General features: G+C 42.3%; 1 protein-coding gene. It reads left to right on the top strand.

Annotated elements, in window-relative coordinates:
* The coding region (locus B4F08_RS14565) for an efflux RND transporter permease subunit (protein ID WP_291375001.1) at nucleotides 1–1,660 on the top strand (1,660 nt) is incomplete at both ends.

The following is a 1,660-nucleotide window of genomic DNA, read 5'->3' as shown; positions in this document are numbered from 1 at the left end:
TGACATTAAAGACTATGTAAACTCCAACATTTCCGAACCGCTCAGTCGTGTTGCTGGGGTGGGTGAAGTACAAGTTTTTGGTGGTTCATACGCGATGCGTATTTGGCTTGATCCAGCGAAAATGACCAGTCTGCAAGTTACACCAAGTGATATTGCAACTGCCATTAATGCGCAGAACTCACAAGTTGCTGTGGGTCAACTCGGTGGTGCTCCATCAATTCAGGGACAAGTTCTGAATGCTACGGTCAATGCGCAAAGTATGTTGCAGACCCCTGAGCAATTTAGAAATATTTTCCTCAAAAATACAGCATCTGGCGCTCAAGTGCGCTTATCTGATGTTGCACGTGTTGAACTTGGTTCAGATAACTATCAATTTGACTCTAAATTCAACGGCAAACCTGCTGGTGGTGTAGCGATTAAACTGGCAACTGGTGCAAATGCACTAGATACAGCAGCAGCTGTAGAAAAGCGCCTCAGTGAACTTCGTAAGAACTATCCAGATGGTTTAAAAGATAAACTGGCTTATGACACAACTCCATTTATTAAGCTTTCGATTGAAAGTGTGGTTCACACTTTAATTGAAGCCATAATTTTGGTGTTCATTGTCATGTTCTTGTTCCTACAGAACTGGCGTGCAACGATTATCCCAACACTTGCTGTTCCTGTGGTTGTATTGGGTACTTTTGCTGTCATTAACATTTTCGGTTTCTCCATCAACACACTCACTATGTTTGCAATGGTCTTAGCGATTGGTCTTCTAGTCGATGATGCGATTGTTGTGGTGGAAAACGTCGAACGTGTCATGCAAGAAGAGCATCTCGACCCTGTTGTTGCCACTGAAAAGTCAATGCAACAGATTTCTGGTGCCTTAGTCGGTATTACCAGTGTGTTAACAGCTGTATTCGTACCAATGGCTTTCTTCGGTGGTACTACAGGTGTTATTTACCGTCAGTTCTCGATTACACTTGTGACAGCAATGATTCTGTCATTGATCGTCGCATTAACATTCACCCCTGCCCTATGTGCAACCTTGTTAAAACAACATGATGCAAACAAACCAGAAAGTAATAATATTTTTGCGCGTTTCTTCCGTTGGTTTAACAACAGCTTTGAAAAGCTATCCGTAAAATACCAAGGTGGTGTCAACCGTATGACCCATCATAAAGTATTTTCTGGTGTGGTTTATTTACTGGTGATTGCAGGCTTAGTTGGCCTATATAAAGCTTTACCATCCTCATTCTTGCCTGACGAAGACCAAGGTGTGGTCATGACACTAGTACAGCTTCCACCAAGTGCAAGCCTTGAACGTACCGATAAAGTCATCACCACAATGACAGACTATTTCATGAATAAAGAAAAAGAACATGTAGAGTCCATCTTTACTGTTTCTGGTTTCTCATTCACAGGTGTTGGTCAAAACGCAGGTCTTGCCTTTATCAAGCTGAAGGACTGGAGTGAGCGTACTTCACCTGAATCACAAATTGGTGCCATCATCCAACGTGGTATGGCATTGAATATGATCGTGAAAGATGCCTCTTACATCATGCCATTACAGTTACCTGCAATGCCTGAATTAGGTGTATCTGCTGGTTTTGACATCCAATTAAAAGATGCGAGTGGTCAAGGTCACGAAAAACTGATTGCTGCACGTAATGCGATT

Origin of the sequence: Acinetobacter sp. UBA6720, from assembly GCF_002454215.1 — a bacterium.
GTDB lineage: Bacteria > Pseudomonadota > Gammaproteobacteria > Pseudomonadales > Moraxellaceae > Acinetobacter.
Note: the sequence above shows the minus strand (reverse complement) of the source record. Positions and strands in the feature narration are given on the sequence as shown.